The sequence below is a fragment of the Bradyrhizobium sp. MV1.5 genome, assembly GCF_055807615.1.
In genome coordinates this window covers 20,174-40,746 of sequence record NZ_JBVVPL010000050.1, presented here as the reverse complement: position 1 = coordinate 40,746, position 20,573 = coordinate 20,174, and the positions used below count along the sequence as shown (strand labels likewise).

General features: G+C 59.2%; 16 protein-coding genes and 3 pseudogenes. 4 read left to right on the top strand and 15 right to left on the bottom strand.

Going from position 1 to position 20,573, the window contains the following annotated elements:
• Positions 1–84: 84 nt before the first annotated feature.
• Complete coding sequence (locus AC0L2J_RS30475; RefSeq protein WP_354111723.1) at positions 85–864, bottom strand: enoyl-CoA hydratase-related protein; 780 nt, start codon at positions 862–864, stop codon at positions 85–87.
• 63 nt (positions 865–927) lie between these two features.
• Entirely contained in the window at positions 928–2,139 is a 1,212-nt protein-coding gene (locus AC0L2J_RS30470) for a CaiB/BaiF CoA transferase family protein (protein ID WP_473395472.1), read from the bottom strand.
• Between the two features lie 204 nt (positions 2,140–2,343).
• On the opposite strand from AC0L2J_RS30470, the gene AC0L2J_RS30465 reads away from it, so the two are divergent.
• Positions 2,344–3,789 (top strand): aldehyde dehydrogenase family protein, encoded by a 1,446-nt coding sequence (locus AC0L2J_RS30465; protein ID WP_473395471.1) that lies wholly within the window; start codon positions 2,344–2,346, stop codon positions 3,787–3,789.
• Between the two features lie 53 nt (positions 3,790–3,842).
• Here AC0L2J_RS30465 and AC0L2J_RS30460 read toward each other — a convergent pair whose 3' ends face one another.
• The 3 genes from AC0L2J_RS30460 to AC0L2J_RS30450 all read right to left on the bottom strand — a co-directional run bounded on the left by AC0L2J_RS30460 (position 3,843) and on the right by AC0L2J_RS30450 (position 7,510).
• Positions 3,843–5,195: an aminotransferase-like domain-containing protein gene (locus tag AC0L2J_RS30460; RefSeq protein ID WP_473395470.1), complete on the bottom strand. Its 1,353-nt coding sequence runs from the start codon at positions 5,193–5,195 to the stop codon at positions 3,843–3,845.
• Positions 5,196–5,354: 159 nt separating this feature from the next.
• Positions 5,355–6,347 (bottom strand): AraD1 family protein, encoded by a 993-nt coding sequence (araD1, locus tag AC0L2J_RS30455; protein ID WP_473395469.1) that lies wholly within the window; start codon positions 6,345–6,347, stop codon positions 5,355–5,357.
• A gap of 11 nt (positions 6,348–6,358) precedes the next feature.
• Positions 6,359–7,510 carry a hypothetical protein gene (locus AC0L2J_RS30450; RefSeq protein ID WP_473395468.1) on the bottom strand — a complete coding sequence of 384 codons (1,152 nt, stop codon included), beginning with the start codon at positions 7,508–7,510 and terminating at the stop codon, positions 6,359–6,361.
• 664 nt (positions 7,511–8,174) lie between these two features.
• Here AC0L2J_RS30450 and AC0L2J_RS30445 point away from each other — a divergent pair.
• Together AC0L2J_RS30445 and AC0L2J_RS30440 are read left to right on the top strand one after the other, a co-directional pair.
• Positions 8,175–8,394 (top strand): annotated as a pseudogene (locus AC0L2J_RS30445) (IS21-like element helper ATPase IstB); the annotation flags it as partial.
• A gap of 316 nt (positions 8,395–8,710) precedes the next feature.
• Entirely contained in the window at positions 8,711–9,325 is a 615-nt protein-coding gene (locus AC0L2J_RS30440; protein ID WP_473395467.1) for a hypothetical protein, read from the top strand.
• 9 nt (positions 9,326–9,334) lie between these two features.
• Here the strand turns inward: AC0L2J_RS30440 and AC0L2J_RS30435 are convergent, their stop codons facing one another.
• The 8 genes and pseudogenes from AC0L2J_RS30435 to AC0L2J_RS30400 all read right to left on the bottom strand — a co-directional run bounded on the left by AC0L2J_RS30435 (position 9,335) and on the right by AC0L2J_RS30400 (position 18,060).
• On the bottom strand, positions 9,335–11,014 hold the full coding sequence (locus AC0L2J_RS30435) for a phosphoenolpyruvate hydrolase family protein (protein ID WP_473395466.1): 1,680 nt from the start codon (positions 11,012–11,014) through the stop codon (positions 9,335–9,337).
• Positions 11,015–11,143: 129 nt separating this feature from the next.
• Positions 11,144–12,256: pseudogene (locus AC0L2J_RS30430) on the bottom strand (ABC transporter ATP-binding protein).
• On the bottom strand, positions 12,256–13,083 hold the full coding sequence (locus tag AC0L2J_RS30425; RefSeq protein ID WP_473395465.1) for an HAD-IIA family hydrolase: 828 nt from the start codon (positions 13,081–13,083) through the stop codon (positions 12,256–12,258). Before AC0L2J_RS30425 ends, AC0L2J_RS30430 begins: the two are co-directional and overlap by 1 nt.
• Positions 13,076–13,846 carry an SDR family NAD(P)-dependent oxidoreductase gene (locus AC0L2J_RS30420; protein WP_473395464.1) on the bottom strand — a complete coding sequence of 257 codons (771 nt, stop codon included), beginning with the start codon at positions 13,844–13,846 and terminating at the stop codon, positions 13,076–13,078. The genes AC0L2J_RS30425 and AC0L2J_RS30420 overlap by 8 nt, the downstream gene beginning before the upstream one ends.
• A complete protein-coding gene (locus AC0L2J_RS30415) occupies positions 13,843–14,784 on the bottom strand; it encodes a ribokinase (RefSeq protein WP_473395463.1) in 942 nt (313 codons plus the stop codon). The genes AC0L2J_RS30420 and AC0L2J_RS30415 overlap by 4 nt, the downstream gene beginning before the upstream one ends.
• Positions 14,781–15,641: a carbohydrate ABC transporter permease gene (locus tag AC0L2J_RS30410; RefSeq protein WP_473395462.1), complete on the bottom strand. Its 861-nt coding sequence runs from the start codon at positions 15,639–15,641 to the stop codon at positions 14,781–14,783. The genes AC0L2J_RS30415 and AC0L2J_RS30410 overlap by 4 nt, the downstream gene beginning before the upstream one ends.
• An 11-nt stretch (positions 15,642–15,652) precedes the next feature.
• A complete protein-coding gene (locus AC0L2J_RS30405; protein ID WP_473395461.1) occupies positions 15,653–16,615 on the bottom strand; it encodes a carbohydrate ABC transporter permease in 963 nt (320 codons plus the stop codon).
• A 59-nt stretch (positions 16,616–16,674) separates the two neighbouring features.
• Complete coding sequence (locus tag AC0L2J_RS30400; RefSeq protein ID WP_473395459.1) at positions 16,675–18,060, bottom strand: ABC transporter substrate-binding protein; 1,386 nt, start codon at positions 18,058–18,060, stop codon at positions 16,675–16,677.
• A gap of 201 nt (positions 18,061–18,261) precedes the next feature.
• Between AC0L2J_RS30400 and AC0L2J_RS30395 the strand changes: the two are divergent.
• Positions 18,262–18,348: pseudogene (locus AC0L2J_RS30395) on the top strand (malonate transporter subunit MadM); the annotation flags it as partial.
• A 529-nt stretch (positions 18,349–18,877) separates the two neighbouring features.
• Here the strand turns inward: AC0L2J_RS30395 and AC0L2J_RS30390 are convergent.
• The gene (locus AC0L2J_RS30390) at positions 18,878–20,161 is read right to left on the bottom strand and encodes a type II toxin-antitoxin system HipA family toxin (RefSeq protein ID WP_473395458.1); all 1,284 of its coding nucleotides are present in this window, start codon (positions 20,159–20,161) and stop codon (positions 18,878–18,880) included.
• Entirely contained in the window at positions 20,158–20,445 is a 288-nt protein-coding gene (locus AC0L2J_RS30385; protein WP_473395457.1) for a helix-turn-helix domain-containing protein, read from the bottom strand. Before AC0L2J_RS30385 ends, AC0L2J_RS30390 begins: the two co-directional genes overlap by 4 nt.
• Positions 20,446–20,573: the final 128 nt, after the last annotated feature.

The window sequence follows — 20,573 nt, the reverse complement described above, 5'->3', positions numbered from 1 at the left end:
ATCTAGTGGCCGAATGACAATGGTCGCTGGTTTCACGGGATAGAGCGGGCGCCCTGCGTCTCGGAAGCGTTCGGTTTGGAGCGCTTAGCGTCCCCGATAGTCCGGGGACCGCTTCTCGAAGAACGCATCCATCCCTTCCTGCTGGTCGGCGGTCGTGAAGGCGACCCGGATCGCTTGACGCTCGAACTCCACGCCGGCATCAAGAGGCGTCTGGTAGGCAGCGAGCACCGCCGATTTCGCGAGCTCGACCGAACGTGGCGGCTTCTGCGCGATGATGCTGGCGATCTCGAGGGCCCTCGCCGTCGCCGTCCCGGTCGGGACAATGTCCGCAACGAGTCCAGCCTGCAGCGCGGTCCGCGCGGAGATAGGCTGGCCGGTCAGGACCATCAACATCGCCAAAGATTTTCCCGCCACCCGCGTCAGGCGCTGCGTACCCCCATCGCCGGGTATGACGCCGATGTTGATCTCCGGTTGGCCGAACTGAGCGCTCTCGCCCGCCACGACGACGTCAGCGAGCATGGCGAGTTCGTTCCCACCTCCGAAACAGATGCCTTCGACTGCCGCGACGATCGGCTTCACGCAGTTGGTGATGTCCCGCCAATCGTTCCGCCTGTCCGGATTGTTGATGGCTTCGAATCCACGCTGCTGCATCTCCTTGATGTCTGCGCCCGCGCAGAAGAATGCGTCACCGCCCGTAAGTACGATGCAACGGATATCCCTGTCGGCAACGGCAGCTCTGCAAGCGCCAGCGATCGCCGCGATGAGCTCATTGCTCAGTGCGTTGCGCTTCGCGTGTCGGTTCATATTCAACAGTCGAACATGCGGAGACGGCGTTGTCGCGATGACGAGGTCCGACGTAGTCATTTGGCGTACTCGGGTTCGAATTTGATTTTCATTCAGTCGGATCCTGTGAAAGGACCGCGCAGATCAACCGAAAGCTTTCTTGCCGCGCGCCTCGGCGATGGCCTCGACACTGAATCCGAACGAGGACAGAACTTCGTCGGTGGCGGCGCCGATTGCCGCCGGATGAATGCGCACCCCGGGCGGAGTTCGCGACAGACGCACTGGAAGGCCGACGAGAGGCACGGTCCCGCGGCCCGGCACTTCCACGTCCCACATAATGCCGTTGTGTGCAGTCTGCTCCTGAGCGACGGCATCGGCAATTTCATTGACCGGCATACAGAGCAGATCGACTTCGGACAGCTTTCGCACCGCTTCTTCCGTCGTGAGTGCCGCAATCGTCGTTTCACAGTATGCCTTGACGACAGAAAGGTGCTCAACCTGCCCGCTCAGAGACGAAAGCTCCGGTCGCGTGCTGATGTCCGGCAGTTCTAGCGCCTTGCACATGAGGCCCAGCGGGTTGTCCCGAAACAACATGACCACGGACACCCAACCGTCCGACGTCTTGAAGAAGATCGATTGCTTGATCCAATTGGTCTTCGTGCCGTAGATGCTCTCACTCGCGACCTCGCAAAGCTGCATCGCGAGCGCTACGTCGTACAGGCACGTAGAGACGATCTGGCCGCGGCCCGAAGTCTGCCGCTCGATGAGAGCGGCGAGAACCCCTTGTACAAGAGACATCGCCGCGCCGTAATCGACGATGGGCGAATTGGTCAGGTGAGGCGGCTCGTTGCCTTCCAGCCCACCGCGGGCCATTCCGCTGAACGCCTGAGCCAACATATCCTGGCCTGGTCTATCAGCCAGAGGCCCGCTCTCGCCGAAGCCGAAGCCCGCGGCGTAGACCAGTCGCGGATTGCGGGCGCTCAGTTCGGCGTAACCGAGGCCTAGTCGTTCCATGACGCCCGGCCGGAAGTTGTGCATGAGGACATCGGCCTTGTCGACCAACTGAAGCAGAATCTCCTTCGCCACCGGGTTTTTGAGATCCAGCGACAGCAACCGCTTATTGCGCCCCATTGCCGCGTAGTAAGAACTCATACCGCCCAGGCGCGTGGCTTCGAAGTCGAGACCGCGGGTGATGTCGCCTTGCGGCCGCTCCACCTTGATGACGTCCGCCCCGAGGTCGCCCAGAACTTGGCAGGCCAGCGGAACCTGCATCACCATCCCCACTTCCAGCACGACGATGCCATTCAGGGCACCAGCCTTAGCGGTGAGCGATTTGCCGTTGGGTTGAGCGTTCACTGGGCATCCTCTCCTAGAACGGGTTCTTGGCCGACCGAGCCGACATCCGGACGCTACTGCACATCTCCCGGGCGGTCAATTAATACTACAGCCCAATTATTAATTGATATATCTCAATTCCTGTGAAAACAGAATTGCTGCGGGATTGGTCTTTGCCCGTTGCTCGTCCCCGCAGGGCGCCCCTCCCACATGGATCGACACGAGATGACGTTGAATTACATCGCCGGAGAATGGACCACCGCAGCAGATGCTGCTCCGAACGTGAACCCTTCGAACACGAACGACATTCTCGGGGACTATGCGCTTGCGTCGTCCATCGACGTCGAGCGAGCCATCGACGCAGCATCCGATGCGTTCCGGAGTTGGTCACGTGCGACCATCCAGACCAGGCACGACTGCCTGAATGCGATCGCGACCGAGCTCCTCTCTCGCAAGGAGGAACTCGGGCGTCTGCTCTCCCGTGAGGAAGGCAAGACACTCCCGGAAGGGATAGGCGAGGTCACGCGCGCCGGACAGATATTTCAGTTCTTCGCCGGCGAATGTCTGCGCCTCACGGGTGAGAAAGTGCCGTCGGTTCGTGCGGGCGTGGACGTCGAAATCACGCGAGAGCCGTTGGGCGTCATCGGGCTTATCACGCCCTGGAATTTCCCGATCGCAATCCCCGCCTGGAAAATCGCTCCAGCACTGGCATATGGAAACACGATCGTATTCAAGCCGGCGGAATTGGTGCCGGGATCGGCGCACAAATTAGCCGAGATCATCGCCCGCTCGGGGATCCCGTCGGGAGTGTTCAATCTCGTGATGGGGCGCGGCTCGGTCATAGGCGAAGCCATGCTGAAGAGTCCCAAGATCGCGGCCATCTCGTTTACGGGTTCGGTCTCGACGGGAAAACACGTCGCCCGAGCCTGCATGGCCTCCGACCCAATGAAGAAAGTTCAACTCGAGATGGGCGGTAAGAATCCCATGATCGTACTGAACGACGCTGATATCGACGTTGCCGTTGAATGCGCGGTGAACAGCTCCTTTTTCTCGACCGGTCAGCGTTGCACCGCGTCGTCTCGCCTGATCGTAACGGATGGCATCCACGACGCTTTTGTTGCTGCGATGACGAAACGCATGATATCCCTCGTCGTGGACGATGCATGTAAGATCGGGACTCATATCGGTCCTGTCGTCGATCAACGCCAGCTCGACCAAGATCTACGCTACATCCGCCTCGGCCAGGATGAAGGCGCCAGGCTCGTCACCGGAGGCGAGCTGTTGAAACGAGATACGCCCGGCTTCTACTTGTCTCCCGCGCTCTTCACGGACGTTGACAACGGAATGCGCGTCGCGCGCGAGGAGATCTTTGGGCCGGTGGCCACGGTGATCCGCGCCAGAAGCTACGAAGAAGCTCTCGAAATTGCAAACGATACACCGTTCGGGCTGTCTTCCGGCATCTGTACGACGAGCTTGAAATGCGCGAGCCACTTCAAGCGCAACGCTCAGGCCGGGATGATCATGGTGAACCTGCCGACGGCGGGCGTTGACTATCACGTACCGTTCGGCGGTAGAAAGGGCTCGTCCTATGGACCGCGCGAGCAGGGCCGCTACGCCGCCGAGTTCTACACGACGGTGAAGACGTCCTATTCCTTCGACGGGACCGTCTGAAGCATAGCTCGACATCGGCAATCGGACCGAAATGCGCCCGCCGCATTCCGCTCTCAGATGATGGACATGTCCGCTGCGTGGCCGATCTCAAGCGCACCGGCCAACTGCCGCAGGGCCCATTCGAGGTCTTCGAGCCGCTCGGGAACGCCGATCGAGATCCGCAAGCCGGAGATCAGCGTCGGATCAACAAGGAGAGCGGACGTGGGCGTGGTGATCACGCCACGCTGCAGCGCCCGTGCGGCAACTTGTTCGACGGATTCGCTCGGAAGATCGAGCCAGACATGAAAGCTTGTCGGATGACCTGCCCGGACGTACGGGCGCAGAATCTGCGAAGCGAGCTTAACCCGATTTTTCGCTTCTTGGATCAGAGACTGGCGAACTCTCGCAGCCGTGCCGTTTTCGATCCACTCAGAAGCGATCATGGATGAGATCGGGGAAGCCATCCAACAAGTTGCCCGCATGGCCTGATGAATGCGGGGAATGTATTGCTCCGGCACCACCAGCATGCCCAGCCTGAGGCCGGGCGCCAGGCATTTCGAAAGCGTATTGACGTAGAACGTCCGCTCCGGCGCCAGGGAAGCCAACGGAACGCTGGCCTCGTCAAGGAAGCCATAGGCATCATCTTCGATGATCAGGATATCGTGCTTGCGCGCGATCCGAACGATTTCCTGCCGACGCGCCGCACCCATGATCGCGGCGGTCGAACTCTGCACGGTCGGCATCGTGAACAGCACGCGCGCGACGCCGGACGCCGCCGCCTTCTCGAACGCGTCCGGAACGAGGCCTTCCTCGTCCATAGCAAGCCCGACCAAATCGAGCCTGGCGAAATGAGCGTAGGATTTCATGCCGTGATAGGTGGTCGCCTCGACGAATACCTTGTCTCCGGGCTGGCAAATCGCGCTCAGAGTCTGAGAGATACCGTGCAGCGCGCCATTGGTGATGACAAGATTGTCGGGTGATGTGTCGAAGCCGGTCTCGCGCAACAACCTGGCAAACTGATTGCGGTGCTCGAGTACGCCCGATTGCGAAAGGTAGCCGACGTAATTTGAGATGTCGCTGGGAAAGGTCCAGGTGCTCTCGGCAAGGACCTTCGGCAAGATGGAAGGACCCGGTATGTTCAGGCTGAGGTCGACGACCCGCCCGCGCGCCTGAGAGTTCTGTCGTTGTTCTGCGACGAAAGTCCCTCGGCCCACGTGGCCGACGAGCAAGCTCCTGCGCTGCCCCTCCGCGTAGGCCTTGATCACGGTACCCACACTGAGACCAACACGCTCGGCCAAGTGGCGTTGCGTCGGAAGCTTCGTCCCGCTAGCAAGCGTCCCTGACGAAATGTCCTTCTCGATCGCCTCAAGCAAACGGAGAAAGGCGGGGGCGTTGCCGGGTTGTATTTCGGGGTACCATTTTTGCATTGTAGTCGCTTATCTTACAGGACCTCGACTTCCGAAGCCCAGCTCGCGATCGCGAATTTGGGCGAGAAGTTGCTGATTTTCAACAGATTTGAGGAACCCGGCCGGGCCATTCCCGAAGTGAAGTGGCCAGCCGGCGTCGCGAACGCCCCACGTACACCATTACAAGACCTTAACAGAAATGAGCTCCGTCTTATCGTCGGCCATCATCGGATTACGCAGCGGCCGACCGAAGGCCTCGGCTTCCACCTCGAAGATGTCGCCGCTCTGCGGCATCACTCCTGAAGCGAAGCTCAAGACGCTCGCACCGAAGAAGTGCACGTGCACATCGCCGGGCCGACGGAAATGACGATACTTGAAATGATGGTGCTCGAGGTTGCCTATCGAATGGGACATGTTGTCCTCGCCTGAGATGAACTTGCCGGACCAGACCGTCGAGCCCGACCGCGTCACGCGGACGCTGCCGTTAACGTCATTCGGCAGTGGACCGAGAAGGACCTCTGGGCCGTAGGAGCACTGCCGCAACTTCGAATGGGCGAGATAAAGATAGTTGCGCTGCTCCATCACGTGATCGGAATATTCGTTGCCAAGACTGAAGCCCACGCGCAGCACTTCTCCCCGATCGCCGATGACGTAGAGGCCCACGACCTCCGCTTCGTCTCCGCCATCTTCAGCCCATGACGGCAGCCCCAACGCATGTTCAGGAGGCACTGCCCATGAACCGTCTCCCTTGTACGCCCACTCGGGCTGCACCCCGATGGTGCCAGGGCTCGGCTTGCCGCCGTCGAGGCCGAGTTTGAACATCCGCATCGTGTCGGAGAGATCGGCAGCGGCCAACTTCGCATGCATGGCGTCGCGCGACTCGGCGCTTCCGAGATGGGTCAGACCCGTCACCGAAATGATGCAGTGGGAAGGCTCCACATGATCAAGGGGCGGGAGCAGTTTCTTCTCGGCGATGAGTGTATCGTAGTCGACTTCTCCGTCAAACCCGCGTTCCGAAACAAATTGTTCCAGAGACGCGCCCCTACGCGCGGCTTCGAGTGCGAGGTCGCGGACGCTCGCCGCATTCCTGACCACGACCGGCTCGGCACCATTCGTTAGGATGGCGCCCACCTGCCGACGTCCCTCCGCAGTATTGAATTGAATCAATCGCATGACCGGGCTCCCTAAACGTCGGACGGTTGTAGGCGACCGCTAAGGATGTGCAGCGCTTCAAAAAGGTAGTAGCTACCGAAGATCAGTTCGGCGTTATTGATGAAATCCTCGGGTCGGGAATCTTCTCTCTTGTTGAAGCACCCCTCGACCAACATGCCGACGTGCCTTCGGTCGTCGCACCGTATCGGGGTGAGATAGCCCCCCACTAGCGCAGCCGCGGCCTTCTCCGCGGCGTCGCGATATTTCCGACGCAAGCTCTCGGACGGCGCGATCGAGCCCAACTTCAATAAGGTCGACGCCATGAACGCGGTAGCAGCGGTGTCCCGTTCGGTGTTCGGAGCCGCCGGGTCATCGAAATCCCAGTACGAAACGCCGTCGGCGGGCACGTGGTCTATCCACCAATCCGCCCCCTTCGTTGCGGCGGCAAGCAAGCGCTCGTCAATGCCGCCCGAAAGGCAACTGATCGTCGCGCCCAACACGCCCCATGCCTGTGCCCTCGCCCAAACGCTGTTTGCACTGTAACCCTTGTGGGTGTAGCGCTGCAGAAGCTCTCCCGTCTTCGGGTCGAGTTTCGAGGATTGGATGAAGGCGCCATCCTCGCGTTGATGAAGCGCGAGCACCCTGGCTGTGTGACGCGTAGCGATGCCCTTCATCTCCTCATCACCGGATTCCCGCGCCGCCCAGAACAGCAACAGGGAAACCACCAGGCTGTCGATGCTGCTGGCGGTCGCGCCAACGTGCGCGCCCTCTTCTGCCTTGGCTCCCAGCGGAACCAGACCGAGCAAAGGATCGAAACGTCGCTTAAGGTCGTTCGCCGCAGCGAGACCCATCGCGCGAGCGGACTCGCTCCCCGCAAGCAGCGAACCCAGTCCGGCGCCATAGTAGAAGGTCGCGGCTTTGAAGGCCGTGTCGGCGGTCACCCGCGGCGCGAGGCGCGCACAAACGGCCTCGGCGAGGCGACGATATCGCTCACCACCCGCATCGCGGGAAACCAGCCACAGCATTCCGAGCCAGTAACCACCCGTCCAATCCCCATTTTCGGTCGTCCGCCATATGCCGGTATTCGGATCGGCCCAATGAGGAAATCCCTCGCCTACCTGTCGGGCCGTCCCATGGATGCGCTCGCTGATGAGGTCGATCGCCTCATCCCAGCTTCTAAGCATTTCTCGTCCTCATAGATTGCATTGGCGCTGTTCCCACTGGAGCGGCGCATGGCAATCCTAAGCTGGCACGGATTTTGAGATAGTTCAATTGGAACTTGAGATAGCCTATCAGGCGACTTAGACCCAAAAAGACTCAAATTGGCTGCGCCACTGGGTGGCGGCGCAAGGTCGAGAGCCGTCTAGGCCGTTGAAGACTCGGCTGCGGTGGTCATCCCCGTACCGGCGTTGCCATGCCCTCAAGCACCTCCATGACAGCCGTTTGGGCATCAACCGCTTCATTTATAGGACGGACATAGTTCAAGGCCCATCCTGCGGAGCCCGCGGTTTCTTAGTCATCAGCATCGAGCTGACGAATTCTTCCGGCCGCGCGAGCGTTGCTGCCGATTAGCACGCAGCAGGGGTTTCGAACCGACACGTCCGCCCCTTCTCCATGTGATCCGCGGCCCCTTTTAGAACCTGGGCCGGCAGAGCCGGATCTACTTTCTCGCCGCTTGCTACTATCCTGGCCACCATCCGGACGGTTGCACTGCAGGCCCTTCGCCGCGTCCGAGGGGGGCGCATCCAGACGTCGTACTCCTCTGTCGTCGCGAGGATCGCAGGCATGGCCTTCGGGTGAACGCGACCTACCGCAGCATTGGGGCTCCGTTGTGAGGAAGGTGCAGATGTCAGCGGTGACCTCGCCTTCGGCGAATGGCCCGGTGTGGCTGCTCGATCGGTTGACCATCACTGCGACATCGTCGAGACCGAAAATGATAGCTGGCGATTCAAAAGTTGCGACGACGATGCGCAACCCGCGGTCGTCTCGTCTCCGCAATCCCGGCCAGCTCCGCCGAGCGAGCGCTAGCGTCAAACGGCGCCGCGAGAAGGGGCGAAATTTGCAAGCCGGTTTACACTCTGACGGCATGGGTTGCGTCGCACGCCATGACATGGACCGGAAGCTAAAAAAAGAGGCCGCTGCTGGACTTCTCCAACAGCGGCTTGAGTCGAGGGAGGAAGCAGACGAGGCCGGTCTGCCAGCGGAGCCGACCCGATCCAGGGAAAATCGGCAATGGACTGTGGGCCGATTGACTTCTCGCGGCGCAGTTCTCGTGGGAATATGCCCCAGCCAGTAAAGTTCAGCGTGCGCTCACATCTAGACCGAGCTGAAAACACGTATAAGATCGATAAAGGATACAGATGAGCAAAATCGGGTAGAATGCCGTGAACGTGGCAGCTGTCGGCAAACTTGCCACTCTTCTGCCGGTCGCCCGTGAAGGCGCGTCCTTGGAAATCTACGCACCATCTTTGCGCAGCCTTCCGAAAGGCTCCATGCTTGTCATGACCACCTTGCCTATTATCGACTGGAACGACTGTCTCCTGCGAGACTTGCAAACCGTTCCCAAGGGAAGGCGTACCGATATTTACGCGGCGATCATGATGATCGATCCGTTCGCGTGCTGGGAGGACTTCGCCGAGGCATTGAAGAATGCTGGAATCCTCGGAGTAATAAACTTCCCACCTGCCTCCATGATTGAGCGGTCGATGGCCGGCGAGCCGGTCGATACCGGCCAGGAGCTAGAACTTCGGCGTATGGAATGGTTTACGAGTCGGGGATTCAAGACGTTGTTCGCCGCTGCCGAGGATTCTGCAATCATATCGGCAGAGAGACGACTTGGTTCGGATCTCCACGGCATTGTCTATTTGCCGGAAAAGGCTCTTGAGCTGAGGATTTGCGTCGAGATGGAGCTCGTCAGCCTTGGCCAGCAGGGGTCGTCGATGCCGAAGTTCGCGCTCTTGGAGGGGACGGCCTCAAAGCGGCCGGTACCCAAAAATTGACGGCAACTGCTACTCCAAGATCCTCAGCTTCTTGATCTTGTTGTAGAGCGTTTTTCTTGAAAGCCCCAGAGAACGAGCAGTCCTCCCGCGGTGGAGCCTGTTTCGTTTCAACCCTTCGATGATCCATTCGCGCTCGGAGAATGCCGATGTGGGCTTGGCGGGTAACGCCGCATTCAACAACGGCTTGAGGACCTCGGCGACTATATGGGTATCCTTCAGCGCCACAAGTTGATTGACGATCTGGCGCAACTCCCTCAAGTTTGCGGGCCAATGATGGCCCGCTAGCGCCAAGAAAGCAGACTTTTCTATCGCGAGCGTTTGCGCGTTCGAATCCCCCTTGGCCTCAACTGTAAAATGCTGAATGAGCTGCGGAAGGTCCTCTAGCCGGTTTGGCAAAGCGGGTACTTCTATGTTGAGCCCAACAAAGAAGGCAAGAAGGCGAGGACATAGAACACTCTCCAAGCCTGCCCCGCGAGCTACTGTTGCAGTTGCGACGATGCGGGCGTTCGAGCTTACAACGGACACGCCGTTCAGCGGCGTGAAGCTACCCGTCTCAAGATAGTCGGCAAGACGCTCTTGCCCATCCCGCGACAGCTGATCGACATGCATCAGCAAGAGGGCAGAATTGTTCGCGGCTTCCAGGAGCGACAGTTGGCGTCTCCTGTCCTCACCTCCCTCCATGCCGAACAGCGCACCGATCGTATCGATTAGCTGACCCGTCCGGCAAAGAAACAGCGCCGCCTTCGTGTTTTTCCGGTCGCTGAAGGCATGAATGAGACTTGCTATTCGTCGCTTCCCTGATCCCGGCTCGCCCCACACCAGCACCGGATTGGGGTTGCTAGCCAAGCGCCTTGCGGTCTCGAGCACGCGTTGCATGATGGAGGACTGCGCAATGATGCCGTGCCTGAACCCGCTCAACTGGAGCTGGCGCTCGAGGAGATCGACCTTCTCTCGTAGCAAGTGAATGGCCTTGAAGCCCGAGGTGACTTCAAGGACCGACATTTCCAGTGGGACGCGGTCGAGCGAAGAGCCGCCGATGAATCCCTGGATACCGGTTTCGCGGCAGATATCCAGCAATTCGTCCGGCTTCGTCATAGGTCCGCCGCCAAGCAGGCAGATCATGCTCTTGTCGATGGATTGAGCCGCGCGTGCAACTGCGCTGGTGCGAGCAGCCAGCTCCGATAGGCTGATCGATGGGTCGGTCCCGCTTTCGACCTCCCGATTGAGATTGAAGTTGATGCAGATGGCCTCAACTCCCGCTTCAACCATGCGTCTTGCTTCGGACTGGGTGCGGGTATAGCCGATCGTCATCAGGCCGCGTCTTGCCGCCTTCACCAGGAGTTTGATTTCCCGCTCGTAGCCGAGCCCGCACTTTTCAAGGAGCGACCTCCTGTTGCCATCGATGTGGATGACCGAAGGGAAATTTGTCACACCTGAAAAGCCCCACCTGATGATTCGGTCGAGAAAGCGGTCGATATCGAGCTGCGGTTCGAAGGTACAGGCTCCGAAAAAAACCGGCAATTTCGTGCTGGGCAGTATCTCGGTCCGGCCGAAACTGGCCACGAATTCGTTGCTGTTGCGGATTGGAAGAATGGAGGCTGGCGAAGAGCCTCCCATCGCGCGAAAACGGCCGGCATTAAGCGCAAGCACGAAATCTGCCCCAGCGCGTTCGGCGGCTCGCGCGGTCATGCCCGATCCAATTCCCGCGCCAAGCACAAACGAGCGCGAGTTCCGGAAGAATTGCCTGATCTCGCCGCCCTTTACCTGGTCCGCTCGCGTATGCATACCGGCCCGCCTCCCACACGGCAGGTCCGAAAACTAGCTCCAATTTGCGGGCGCGTGCAACCGTCGGAGCGCTTTTCCGTTCGTCATGAAGAGGTGGCAGTCCACCGTGGAAGCCGCGAGACGGACCTTGCCGGACCTGTTGGCCAGCTCCGATTTCGGTGCCTTTGCAACCACTGCTTCGAGCCCAGCGTTGCCGTAGATGTAGGTGACGCTGCCAAGATGCTCAACAAAATCGACGTCAAGCTCGATCGCGACCCCCTTCTTCTCGTCCGGGGACAGAGAGAAATCATCAGGACGAATTCCAAGGGTAATCGGCTTGCCAATGAGCAATGCATCAGGCTGGACAGGGACGGAGACCGTCGCCCCCGCATCGAGCTTGACGTCCATGCCGGTCTCGTGCGCTGCCTCGATGTGGCCGTTGAGGAAATTCATCTTGGGCGAGCCAATGAATCCCGCCACAAACCGGGACGTTGGATTGTGATAGAGATCATGGGGACTCCCAACCTGCTCGATATTGCCGTCCTTAAGCACAACGATTTTGTCGGCCATCGTCATGGCCTCGACCTGGTCGTGCGTCACATAGATCATGGTGTTTCCCAGCTGCTTGTGCAGTTTGGCAATCTGAACCCGCATTTGCACCCGCAAATCAGTATCCAGGTTCGACAGCGGCTCGTCGAACAGGAATACCTTGGGTTCGCGCACAATGGCACGTCCAATCGCCACACGCTGCCGCTGTCCCCCTGAGAGCTGCCGAGGCTTACGATCCAAGAGGTGATTGATCTGTAACAGCTATGCAGTCTCCGCGACCCTGGTATCAATGTCGGCCCTCCTCGTCTTGGCCATACGCAAAGGAAAGGCCAGGTTCTCGCGCACCGTCATGTGCGGATAGAGTGCGTAGCTCTGAAATACCATCCCGAGATTGCGGTCAGCGGCATCAACATCATTGACGACTTCATTGTCGATCAAGAGCCGGCCGCCGCTGATGCGCTCCAGCCCTCCGATCATGCGCAGCAGCGTCGACTTGCCAGACCCGGACGGTCCGACGAAGACGACGAATTCGCCATGATCGATGGTCAGGTCGACATTCCGCAGGATCTGGATCGTCCCATAGGCCTTATTGATGCCTTCCAAACGAACATCGGCCATCACGCTCTCCTCTGGTTCCGGCTTCCAACCAGCGGCCGGGACACCGAAATCTCTGTCAGGCTGGACACGATGAAATCAGGCGGCGTCAGTGCTGGATCGTCTCGGGGCGGCACGCCGGTCGTGACAAGCACGGTCGACAGACCAGCTCGCTTACCGGCCTGTATATCCGTCGAAATCTGGTCACCGATCATCAGTGTAGCGCTGCGCACCGTTCCTAGGCGGGAAAGTGCGTTTTCGATCATGTGCGGCTCGGGCTTACCGACGATCAGGGGTTTGACTTGGGTGGCCGCAGCCACAGCGGTAATCGTTGCTCCTGCCCCTGGTTCGAAGCCGCCTGAAGTCGGCAAGAGGAGATCGGGGTTTGTTCCGATGAATACCGCCCCGTTCAAGATCGCCTCAACCGCAATCCGCATCTTCTCATGCGTGATCTGCCGGTCGAGCCCCATCACGACGGCTTGCGGCTTTTGATCGGTTACCTCCAGCCCCTTATCGGCAACAGCCTGCACCAGCGATGGCGCGCCGATGACAAATACACGCTTAAGGTCCGGGAATTTCAACCGTAAGAGTTCGGCGGCGGTGACGGCGCTCGTGACAACGTCTTTCGGCGCGACCACCAGTCCAAAACCCTCCAGTTTGCCAACGACATCGTCCGGCGTGTGGGTCGAGTTGTTTGTTACGAAGCAGAACGGCAATCCGGCCGCCTGCCAGCGTCCAAATGCCCGGACGGCATCGGCGATCGCAGCATCGCCGCGATAGACCACGCCATCCAGATCCGAAATGATTCCTTCGACCGGCGGCCAATCGAGTTGGGAAGCGGTATTAGCCATTCATCAGCATCCCGCCGTTCACGTGCACGATCTGGCCAGTCATGTAGGACGCTGCGGGACTTGCAAGGAAAACGGCAAGCCCTGCGATATCCTCCGGCACTCCCAGGCGCCCCAGCGGAATGCGGCCACTGTGCCGGGCTTCGGTCTCCTCACGCGGACGGCTATGCATCGGTGTATCGATGATCCCGGGCGCAATTGCGTTCACATTGATGTTGAGGGGCGCGCATTCATAGGCAAGAAGCTTGGTTATGTCGTGAACGATCGCCTTCGACAGGCAATAATCAGCCCCGCCGGCCTGGTAGTTGAACACTGCACCCTGCGAGGACAGTGAAGAGCCGACGTTGACGATGCGCCCGCCCTTGGCTTTCATGAAGCGTTCGATAGCCAGTTTTGAGCAGCGCAAGACAGCGACCGAGTTGATCTGGATGGTACGCTCGATTTTATCCGCATTGCCATTCAAGAGCGGCTGGGCAGATTTGATGCCGGCGTTATTGACCAGCACGTCGAGCCGGCCAAACCGCTTGGCGACCTCATCGAGAACCCTGGCGACATCTTCCTCGCGCCCGACATCCATCGCCATCGGCAATACGCCATTCCCATATGGCAAGCTTGCCAAGGTGCCCCTGAGATTTTCCAGGTTGGCGTCGGTGGCGAAGACGTTCGCCCCTCCCGCCCGAAACGCATTCACGATGGCAGACCCGATGCCGCCACCGGCTCCGGTCACGAGCACCGTTCTGTCTGAAACGGAGAACTGTTCGGTCATTCCAACTCCAAGATCGTTTGGGACTTCAGAAATTCGTCAACGGCGTCTGCACTCGGCATGGAGCTTTGAGCCCCGCGGCGTGTTACACACAGGGCGGCTACCGCCAGCGCCTTTCTCACGGCTTCCCTCAATGGCAAGCGCTGGGCCAGTGACGCGGCGAAAGCGCCATTAAAGGCATCTCCTGCGGCTGTGGTATCAACGGCCTTGACGGGAAAGGCATGTAGAGCAAAGGAGTGTGTTGCGTCGGCGTAATAAGCTCCTTGCGCCCCGAGGGTGATCAGCGCGGCACGTGGCCCGAGATCAAGAAGCCTCACCGCCGCCGCGGCGGCGCTGTCGAAGTCGCAGACTTCGATTCCTGTGAGCTCGAAAGCTTCCCTCTGGTTCGGCGTGACGAAATCGACGCTTCGCCACGCCGCCGATGAAAGACCGGGCCGTACCGGTGCTGGGTTGAAGATGAGCTCGAAGCCCTTGTCGCGCTTCATCTCGAACAGTCGATTGAGCGCAACGCTCGGCATGCCCATTTCGGCAACGACGATTGCGTCGTGCTCTATGAATTTGGTTGCGCTTGCGATCATGTCCTGCGCCACCTTCGCATTGGCGCCCGGGTCTATGACGATCATGTTGGAGCCGTCGTCGCCGACCAGAACCAACGCCGAGCCCGACACTTCCCCTACACAGATCTCGATTGCATCAGTGCAAACGCCGGCTTCCGTGAGCGACTTTAGGAGCGACTGACCGGCATCATCATCGCCGAGACGCGTGTAGAAGTGTGGTTTCAGTCCAAGCCGGGCGGCGGCAACGGCCTGGTTGGCGCCCTTTCCTCCTGGGTGGCGGCTCAAAATACCCATCAGGCTTTCACCAGGCATTGGAAGCCGCTCGACATTGAAGCAGAGATCGAGATTCGTCGTTCCGAAGAACATCAATGGCCTGGCAGTCATTTTACGGCACCGAAGGTCAGACCACGTTCAAGGTGACGCTGACCGATCACGATCAGAATGACGGGAATGATCATCGTCACAACCAGCCCTGCAGCCATGACCGGATAGAACTGCACGCCGGGATTGAGCAGCTTGAGAAGAGCGACGGTCACCGGTGCCTTGGTCGAACTGAGGATCAGACCGAGCGCGAAATTGTGCCAGGCGAGCAGAAAGATGAGCAACGAGGCTCCGATGAGGCCGGGCTCCAGAAGTGGCAGCACAATGTGCAACACGATCCGGACCGGTTTGGCGCCATCCATGGCGGCCGCCTCCTCGATATCTTTCGGAATGTCCTCGATATACGAACGGCTCAGCCAGACAATCATGGGCAATGTGACGACCTGGTAGACCCAGATCATCCCGATATAGGTGTCATACAATCCAATCGTCTGAAACAGGCTGAAGAGCGGGATGACGACCAGGAGGACCGGGGCAAAGCGGAAGCCCAAAATGAAAAAGGCAATGTCTTCCTTGAGGGGTATGTCTCGCCTCGCCAGGACGTAGCCGGCGGGCACCCCAACGAGCAGAGAGATGATTACGGAGCCGAGAGCAATGACGACGCTGTTCGTGATCGGCGTCAAGAAGTCGACTTTGATGGTGCCATAGCTGCTCGCTCCGGCCTGAGCGACATCAAACAAGACGCGAAAATTCTCCAGTGTCGGCACGAACAGGAAGGTTGGCGGCCAGGTCATGACCTCAGCCTGCTGCTTCAGCGACATCATCACGATCCAGACGAGTGGAAATGCCAGGATCAATGCGCAAATGCCAACTAGCAGGTTTAGCACCAAACTGAGGGAGGTCGAGCGCTTCAGTCGCATAGGTTACCTCCTCAGCTTACGCGCTGCCGAACGAAGCGCCACAGCTTCACCATGGCAAACGTTGCGATCAGCACGATCATCCAATTGACGACCATAAGTGCGGCACCACGCCCAAAGGTGAGATTCTGGAACGCGGTGACGTAAGCTCGCACCGAAAGTACGGAGGTGCTATTTCCGGGCCCGCCTTGCGTTGTCCCGAAGATGATGTCGAACTGATTCAGGGATTCGATCAGCCGAAACACTGCGGCGATCAGAATGTATGGGGCAACCAGGGGCAACTCGATGTGCAGGAAGGTTGCCCACCCCTTCGCGCCATTGACACGCGCGGCCTCCCTCACCTCTTCATTGATGCCCTGAAGGCCTGCGAAGACGATTAGCGCGAAGAATGGCGTGTAGGTCCAGACGTCAATGAAGACCACTGAAAACATCGCGGTGTTCGGATGTGAAATCCACGCAAACCGGCTTATCCCCGCGAGGGACAGCAAGTAATTCAGAATCCCGCTTTGCGGGTCCATCATTGTCGTCCACATGAGCGCAACGCTCATCGGGGGCAGGACGAGCGGCAAGAGAATGACGGGCCGCATCACACGCGCAAGGAAGACTTCGGTTGCGAACAGCTTGGCAAGTGCGAGACCGAGTACAGCCTCCGCAACTACCGCCGACCCGGCGTAGACAAGAGTGGCACGAATGCTGTTCCAATAGTCGCTGGTCTTGATCAGTGCAGCGTAATTATTGAGGCCGATGAAGTGGACCAGCGGCCGACCGAACTTGAGATCGGTCAGCGACTGAAAGACGCCATAAAAAAACAAGAAAAGAAAGCCAAGAAGTATGATGATAGTGGGCGCTATTGCGCTAATGCTCCACCAATCAAGGCGCCGCTGTTCGGCGATCCTGACCGCCCCATGTTTTGGCGGGGCAAGTTGGCTGGCCGAAGGCTGCAGCGTCACGATTCCGTCGGATCCTCGAAGGTCCATCTCACTATATCTCTACAATGCAAGGGGGCGGCGACGATGCTCGACGCCCCCAGCTCGCTTCACATGGACGAACGGATCTCGGAGGCGAGGTCAGCCAAGGTCGCCTTCACATCAGCTCCATTGACCATTTTTTGCATGGCCACGGCCCAACCATTCATTGCTTCGGCGAAGCCGACGCGAGCTGTAAAGGCGAGTTGTGCTCTGTCCTGCACGGTCTTGAACGTTTCCACGAAGTTGTTGAACTCCGGCTTTGCCGCATACTCGAGCCAAGCCTTATCGCTCCAGGTTGATGCACGCGGAGAATTGACGAGCTTGCCGGCGACCGCGCCATTCAGCTCGACCTGCTTTGACGTTGCCCATTGAATGAACAGCCAGGCTGCCCCCTTCTTCTGGGACGCAGCATTCATAGCAAGAGACCATATCCAGATGTTGGACTCGAAATTCTTGCTGTTCGGAGCGTGCAGGGGAGGCGCGAATGCGATCTTCCCCGAGGCAGGCTTGCCGGCCACGTCATTCCAAAAGCCGAACATGTTGGAATCGATCGCCATCGCCGTTCGCCCCGAACTGATGCCATCGACCACCTGGTACCAGTTGTCGTTGGCAAAGGACGGAGCCGCGCATTTCTTGATCATGTCCACATAGTCCCTGTGGAACGCGATCGACTCGGGCGAGTCGAGGTCGGTGTCCAGCTTACCGTCCTTGACGACGAAATCATGCACCCCGTAGGACCTGGCAATCGAGATAGCAGCCGTGTGGATGCTGCTCCAGAATCGAACGCCGCGCACGCCCAAAGGTGTGATCGCGGGGTCCGCAGCCTTCAGCTTTTCGCAGGCCGCTGACATCTCCGGCGGAGTCGTTGGGACCTTGACGCTGTACTTGTCGAGGATGTCCTTGCGGTAGAACAACTGGATGTTCTCAAAGCCATGCGGAATGGCCCACACCTGTCCGCTTCCCGGCTCAATCTGCCCTTCTTTGACCTTCCAGGTCAGTGCATCCCGTAGTGCAGGGAAGAAATCCTTGTAGTCGTAGCCCCCCGCCGTGAGCTTCGGATCGTTCAGATAGCGGTCGAGCGGCTCAAGCAGTTGACCTGGTGCAAGATCCCAAGCTGGTTGAATGCCCGTACCCACAACGTCCCAGCTCGGCGACTTGGTACTGAGCTGGATTGTCAACTTGTTCCAATAGGCATCATCAGGATAAAGCTCGGGCGTCACCTTGATGCCCGTGAGCTTCTCGAATTCCGACAACTGGGCTGCGACCGCGTCGGCATACGGATGAATGTCGTAGGCCCAGACGATCGACGCGCCTTCGAACTGGCGCCAGTTGATGTCGTCCGCCCTGGCTTGGCTAAACGCCGTGGCCATTCCGGCCAAAAGCGTGGAGCCGATGAGAGCCTTTTTGGCAAAATTGGCCGAATGGCCGCGACAAGCGGCGAGCTTCCTTGGCATGATTCCCTCCGATGGGCTCTTTGGCCCGTAGACCACGCGCCCCCTCCCCTTCCAGAGGCCGCAGTGTCGGGAAGGCTAGCCCTCATTGTACGGTCGTAAGCGGCTTTTCAAACACCGGTTGGGTAAGGTTGGGTAACCTCCAACTGGCTGAACCGAAACGCGTGCGACACGTGAGAGCAGTAGTTGACCGGTCCGATCGCGGCCGACCTGCCGGCGCTGGCTGGGATCGGCTTGATGGGAGGCGCGATGCTGCGGGATTTCGCCATCGTTGCATCGGCCTTCGCTGTTTGATTACGGCGGACCCTACGCCAGCGGTTTCTTCTTTAGCTTCATCGGGAGAGTTCGTCCGATGCCGGCTCAAGTATGGGCTCTCGCCACGTCAATCCGCTGGACAGTCGTTGTGGCCGTGATCCTGCTCTATTTGAATCTCAGGCTTGGCGAATCCGGCCGCCGTTAAAGAGACGCCTAGTCGTGATTGCGCAGCCGTGTCCATGGGACTGCCGGGCGGATATGGCCCGGTCCAAAAAAAGGGCCTTCAAACGCCCCGCCGAATTGGAAACGCCCACGGGGGAGCAATCGCTGTCAACCGGGGCCACATGCCGTAAGGTGATGCTACCCGCAGCGACTCCGCGGCTGCCAAGGTTCTCGAGCACTTCCTGACTCGTCGACATCGATATCGATTCCGGATGCCGATCATGGTGGTGCTGATGCTGGTGCTAGTGCTGATGCTGATGCTGATGCTGATGCTGCCGATGATGATCATCATTGGCATCGACGACGACATGTCGATCATACTGCTGGCGGCCGTCGCCGGAACCTATGCCTCACCGAGCAGTCGACGGCATTGCCCGGCTCTTGCGATCAGGTGCTCGGCGAGACGCCCGATGATGACATTGTCCAATCCGTCTTTCCGGGCTTGCTTCCGTACAGCGGCTACAATATCGGGAAGCTGCTCGGCCATGGCAATCAGTCCGGTGATCACCTTGTCAGCATCGAGCCGCGTTTCGCGCGCGAACTTCTGCCAATCGCGCAAACTAATCTGGCTGAGCTTGTAGTCACCGCCGATTTTCATCGCGAGCTTGATCTTCTGAAGATCGACGTCATCGTAGGGAAGAATGCTGGCGATGTCGTAGAGCGGGGCGAGCCGTACATGAGGGCCTCCGGCCAGCAGCAGCGAATAATTCTTGGCATGCGCATCCGTACCCGCGATCAGCCAATTGAAGCCTAGCGCGTCGACAAACGTGTCAACGTCGGCGACCCGATCCGTGGAGTAAGTGCGCAAAAGCTCGATTACATCGGCAGGGCTTGGTCCGCCATCGTTTTGATACTTCCTGGTCGGCAGGATACCGAGGGCCTGGCAGATATCTTCCTGGTGGACACGGACGATCTCGTTCCCACTGAACTGCCGGTCGTAGCGCTCGATGACGATGGCGATTTCCTTTCCGAAACGCATCACCTGGGTGTCGGCGACGGGCAGACCGAGACTGCGCGCAAGCATGAGGCAGATGTGTTCATTTTCCGCGTGTCCATCGAAATGGCCGGTCGGCGGTTTGAGGATATGCGTCGTCGGAATGCGCCCAGAGGGAATTCCCCACTTGCCTTTTTGCCGAAGCAAGGCGGTTTTCGGTTGGGCACCCGCAAGGCTGAATTGTCCGGCATCGCGCGGCAATCGCCAGGCGGCGTGATCCTCGCGTAAGGTTTGCAGGCGTTTGGCGATCGCCGTCTCATCAAGCCATTCGACCTTGTCTTCGGCCCCGCTTCGCAAGGCGCCCAGCCGATCGGGCGTGACGAACTGAACGGCACCCGCGCAGTCCTCGCCGACATGGGAAATAAGGGCAAACACGTTGCGCGCGGACACCTGAAATCTTCGGGCCCACCGTTCCAGCACGCGCTCGTTGTCGGGCAGGAGTCCCCAGAGGAAGGCCTGCACGGCGGAAGGACCGTGCTCTTCGGCCGCGAGCGGCATGGACAGCGATAGCGGATAGGCTCCCTCGGCCTGGCGCCAGTCCTTGTCATAGACAAGGGTGAGCCGGCCGCGGGCGTCATTGCGCACGCGGCCGATTTCCCGACCATCGAGCAGAGCAACAAGTTCGCTCGTCATGCCTTTTTCTTCCTGGCCTTGGCCACGATGGCGTTGATATCGACGGCTGGCCTGGTGGTCCCGCGGGCTGGCGTTTGTTCGGTGCCCGCATCCAGGCGGATGTCCAGGGCGTCGAGGGCGCGAAGGATCAGCCCGAGCTCCGCGCGCGGGTGACCGTGCTCAACCTCGATCACCCATTGGCGGCTGACGCCAATGCTCTTGGCAAACGTCGATTGATCGAGTTTGAGCTTCTTGCGCCGGTCGCGAAGGATGGCGCCGAGTTCGGCCGGTGTGCGTATGAGCATGGGATATCCAAATGTCTACGTTCGCCTACTTTAGCATAAGTCGGCGTTCGTTGACAATTTATGAATGTCAGCGATCGATGACAAAGTTGAAGGTCATCGAATGCTGATTAGTCCCAAGTGTTCGAAGC

What these genes read in the sequence shown, in the direction of transcription:
- AC0L2J_RS30475 (WP_354111723.1), bottom strand. Translation starts at nt 864, where the DNA reads ATGACTACGTCGGACCTCGTCATCGCGACAACGCCGTCTCCGCATGTT.
- AC0L2J_RS30465 (WP_473395471.1), top strand. Translation starts at nt 2,344, where the DNA reads ATGACGTTGAATTACATCGCCGGAGAATGGACCACCGCAGCAGATGCT.
- AC0L2J_RS30460 (WP_473395470.1), bottom strand. Translation starts at nt 5,195, where the DNA reads ATGCAAAAATGGTACCCCGAAATACAACCCGGCAACGCCCCCGCCTTT.
- araD1 (WP_473395469.1), bottom strand. Translation starts at nt 6,347, where the DNA reads ATGCGATTGATTCAATTCAATACTGCGGAGGGACGTCGGCAGGTGGGC.
- AC0L2J_RS30450 (WP_473395468.1), bottom strand. Translation starts at nt 7,510, where the DNA reads ATGCTTAGAAGCTGGGATGAGGCGATCGACCTCATCAGCGAGCGCATC.
- AC0L2J_RS30435 (WP_473395466.1), bottom strand. Translation starts at nt 11,014, where the DNA reads ATGACCGCGCGAGCCGCCGAACGCGCTGGGGCAGATTTCGTGCTTGCG.
- AC0L2J_RS30425 (WP_473395465.1), bottom strand. Translation starts at nt 13,083, where the DNA reads ATGGCTAATACCGCTTCCCAACTCGATTGGCCGCCGGTCGAAGGAATC.
- AC0L2J_RS30420 (WP_473395464.1), bottom strand. Translation starts at nt 13,846, where the DNA reads ATGACCGAACAGTTCTCCGTTTCAGACAGAACGGTGCTCGTGACCGGA.
- AC0L2J_RS30415 (WP_473395463.1), bottom strand. Translation starts at nt 14,784, where the DNA reads ATGACTGCCAGGCCATTGATGTTCTTCGGAACGACGAATCTCGATCTC.
- AC0L2J_RS30410 (WP_473395462.1), bottom strand. Translation starts at nt 15,641, where the DNA reads ATGCGACTGAAGCGCTCGACCTCCCTCAGTTTGGTGCTAAACCTGCTA.
- AC0L2J_RS30405 (WP_473395461.1), bottom strand. Translation starts at nt 16,615, where the DNA reads ATGGACCTTCGAGGATCCGACGGAATCGTGACGCTGCAGCCTTCGGCC.
- AC0L2J_RS30400 (WP_473395459.1), bottom strand. Translation starts at nt 18,060, where the DNA reads ATGCCAAGGAAGCTCGCCGCTTGTCGCGGCCATTCGGCCAATTTTGCC.
- AC0L2J_RS30390 (WP_473395458.1), bottom strand. Translation starts at nt 20,161, where the DNA reads ATGACGAGCGAACTTGTTGCTCTGCTCGATGGTCGGGAAATCGGCCGC.
- AC0L2J_RS30385 (WP_473395457.1), bottom strand. Translation starts at nt 20,445, where the DNA reads ATGCTCATACGCACACCGGCCGAACTCGGCGCCATCCTTCGCGACCGG.